The sequence below is a fragment of the Gracilimonas sp. genome, assembly GCF_035704785.1.
GTDB lineage: Bacteria > Bacteroidota > Rhodothermia > Balneolales > Balneolaceae > Gracilimonas.
This window is the reverse complement of the sequence record NZ_DASSWP010000041.1, coordinates 1-3,873: the sequence shown is the minus strand read 5'-3', so window position 1 is coordinate 3,873 and position 3,873 is coordinate 1. Positions and strand designations below refer to the sequence as shown.

Below are 3,873 nucleotides of genomic sequence, written 5' to 3'. Positions count from 1 at the left end.
GTGGTATTAGATAAAAATGTTACATTTTTTCTGAAATGACCTGCTACTTTTCTGAACCGAATAGAAAACCCAACCTCAGGTCAATGGTTTATTTAGTGAAATCAAGTGCTTTTGCATACATTGATCAATAATTATTTTGTTTAGTTTTTAAATTTATAACTGCCTGATCCATGAAATACCAGTTTAATAAAGGTTTATTAAAAGTAGCTGCCGCTCATTTGATATTGAGCCTAATTCTGTTTCAATCTTGTGCACAATTGAGTGAACTATCAAAGATTAGCAAGCCGGAGGTTTCCATTTCAGATATGAACGTTACCGGATTATCCCTAGAGTCTGTAGAGCTTACTGCAGATGTTGAGATCGAAAACCCAAATAATTTAGCGGTCGATCTAAGTTCCTATAACTATGCCCTGGACATCAATGACCTGAATTTTATATCTGGCAGCGAAGAAAGTGGAATGAACATCAAGGCAAAACAAAGTAACATTGTTAAAGTGCCCATTACATTAGGCTATTCAGAATTGCTTCAAACATTTCAAAGCCTTCGTGATGAAAATGAGTCCAATTTCAGTTTCTCTGCCGGTTTTGCTTTTGATCTGCCCATACTCGGTATGGTGAATATTCCGGTTCAATATTCCGGAAAAATTCCTGTGGTCAAAAGACCTTCCATTTCACTTGAAAATTTTACTGTCGAAAATATTTCCCTGTCCGGAGCAGAGCTAAGCATCGAATTGAATGTAGAAAACCCAAATTCATTTATGCTTCAGATGAATCGCCTTTCATACGATCTCCGAATAAACGGACTCGAATCCATTTCAGGCTTAATGAATGAAGAGATTAATGTAGAAGAAGGATCTTCAAAAACTATAAAGCTGCCTGTTTCCATCAGCTTTTTAAATGCAGGTATGAGTGCGTATCGAATTTTAAGCGGTGATGAAGATCTTGAATATGAATTAACCGGCTCAACAACCATTGGCTCTGATCTGCCTTATTTCAAACTCTCAAATTTTGACTTTGATAAATCAGGTTCAGTCAATATCCTTAGGTAAATTTCATTAACCACTTATTCGATTGATATACGTAAGCTACATAGAAAGTCCGATCGGCTTTCTTCGCATTCTCTCAAACGGTTCGGGGATCACAGAAATTAAATTCATGGACTTCGACGGTCCGGAAGATCCCGATGTTCATACTGAATCAGCTAAAACTCAACTCAGGGAATATTTTGAAGGACATCGTTCGGCCTTCCAGTTAGATCTGATACCTGACGGGACCAATTTTGAACAAAAAGTTTGGGAGAAACTTCTCGAAATCCCACAGGGAGCCACCACCTCCTACGGTTCCATAGCCAAACAAATTGGAGATGATAAAGCCTCTCAGGCCGTTGGTAAAGCTAATGGAAAAAACCCGATCGCTATTGTAATTCCATGCCATCGTGTGATCGCTTCAGACCAGAAGCTTACCGGTTATGCAGGGGGACTTGAACGAAAAGAATGGTTACTTAAGCATGAAGGAGCTCTTCTCATCTAACTAAATTTTACGATGTAAGATCTCTCATTGTAGTACATTAAGCCAAAATAAAGCAACTCAACGACCCATCTATGAAAACCATAAAACTACTTTTCATTTTTCTTTTATTAGGATCTATTTCAATTCATGCCCAGATGCCGGATGCTCCTCAGCGTACGGATGGCGACGGGCCGCATGAGCGTCTTATCATTCGCGGGGTGAATTTAATTGACGGCACCGGCTCTCCCGCCACCGGACCAGTAGATATTGTAGTAGAAGGAAATCGCATTGCCTCCATTCGTACTGTAGGTTATCCCGGACTTCCCATAAACGAAAACCGCCGTCCTGAAGCAGATGAAAACACCAGAGTTATTGATGCAGAAGGTATGTACTTACTCCCCGGTTTCTTTGACATGCACGCACATACCGGCGGCGGGGCCCAGGGCACCACGCCCGAATACGTATACAAACTTTGGCTGGCACATGGTATCACATCAATTCGTGAACCGGGTTCAGGAAATGGAATGGATTGGACTCTGCGACACAAGGAAATGAGTGAGAAAAATGAGATTACCGCACCCCGAATATCCGCATGGATCAATTTTGGATCCAACAGCAGCGGTGAGATCACGAATGCTGAACAAGCCCGCAATTGGGTAAAGATGATCGATGAAGCCGGTGCCGATGGTATCAAGTTCTTTGGGGCTTCTCCTGAGGTGTATGCTGCTGCTATTGATGAAGCAAATAAACGAGGCCTGGGAACCATGACGCATCATGCCCAAACCCGTGTGGTCTATAATAACGCACTGAAATCAGCTCGCCTCGGATTAACTTCCATGACACATTGGTATGGACTTCCCGAATCCCTATTCGAAGACAAAATTATCCAGGATTATCCGCTTGATTACAATTACAACAACGAACAGCACCGATTTGAAGAAGCCGGTAAACTCTGGAAACAAGCAGCGGCTCCCGGTTCCGAGAAATGGAATGCGGTAATGGATGAGATGATCGAACTGGACTTTACTCTAAACCCAACCTTCACTATTTATGAGGCAAACAGAAATCTGAGTGCACAGCGCCGAGCCGAATGGCATGAAAAATATACACTGCCTTCACTGTGGGAGTTCTACAAGCCAAGCAAAATTTCGCATGGTTCCTACTGGCTGGAATGGGGAACTGAGCAGGAAATTGCGTGGAAAGAAAATTTCAGGATCTGGATGCAATTCATCAACGAATATAAAAATAAAGGCGGACGTGTAACGCTTGGTTCCGATGCCGGCTATATCTACAAACTGTACGGCTTTGGCTACATTCAGGAAATGGAAATGATGCGCGAAGCAGGTTTTCATCCTTTAGAGATATTTCAGTCTGCCTCCCTCAAAGCAGCGGAAGTATTAGGCGTGGATGATCAACTTGGAACCATTGAAGTGGGGAAACTGGCCGATATGGTGATCGTGGATGCAAATCCAATGGAAAACCTGAAAGTGCTGTATGGCACCGGAGCTATCTACGTAAACGAAGAAAATGAGCCTGTTCGCAAAGGCGGTGTTCGTTATACCATCAAAGACGGGATCGTGTTTGATGCCAAGCAGCTTCTGAAAGACGTTGCAGAAATGGTTGAAGCTGCCAAAGCTGAAGAAAACTATAAGATCACCCAACCCGGATTGGATTACTAAAAAAACAGAGAGTAGTATTGATGAGTTGGCATACACGTCGTGACTTGAGAAAAGTTCACAGATGGGGCGGTGCTTTAATAGCACTGCCCTTTCTTTTAGTTCTCATTACAGGTTAAAAAAGAAGTCGATTGGGTTCAGCCTCCCTCACAAACTGGGGTATCTGCTATCCCCACTATCAGTTTTGATGATATTTTAACAACTTCAAAAACCGTTGCCGAAGCTAAAATACAATCTTGGGAAGATATAGATCGATTAGATGTCCGGCCGGACAAAGGCATCGTAAAAGTAAGGGCTGACAACCGGTGAGAAATTCAAATTGATACTGAAACCATTGAGGTATTGCAGGTTGCTTTTAGAAGATCTGAGTTACTTGAATCCCTACACGATGGATCTTGGTTTCACAACTCAGCTAAACTTTGGATCTTTCTGCCATCCGGTATAGTAGTCACCATTTTATGGATCACGGGTATTTACCTATTTTTTGTGCCCTATTTCGCAAAACAAAAAAATCGTAAAAGACTTGAAAAGCGGAAAGCAAAAGATTCATCATAATGTTCATACTACCCCCATTAATCGTAGAATCAGATTTTATCCGGATTCAATAGTTTAAATATATATTTAAAATTAATATAAGATCACTCAACCAGATTTATACTGATTAAATGTGTCATCTACATCTCAAATG

General features: G+C 41.6%; 3 protein-coding genes. All 3 read left to right on the top strand.

The features are described 5' to 3' along the window. The first annotated feature begins 257 nt into the window (after positions 1-257). Positions 258-1,049, top strand: a complete 792-nt coding sequence (locus tag VFM80_RS02235; RefSeq protein ID WP_395069116.1) for an LEA type 2 family protein — start codon at positions 258-260, stop codon at positions 1,047-1,049. 22 nt (positions 1,050-1,071) lie between these two features. Further along, a complete protein-coding gene (locus tag VFM80_RS02230) occupies positions 1,072-1,530 on the top strand; it encodes a methylated-DNA--[protein]-cysteine S-methyltransferase (RefSeq protein ID WP_395069114.1) in 459 nt (152 codons plus the stop codon). 71 nt (positions 1,531-1,601) lie between these two features. Continuing rightward, positions 1,602-3,188, top strand: a complete 1,587-nt coding sequence (locus VFM80_RS02225; RefSeq protein WP_395069112.1) for an amidohydrolase family protein — start codon at positions 1,602-1,604, stop codon at positions 3,186-3,188. Positions 3,189-3,873: the final 685 nt, after the last annotated feature.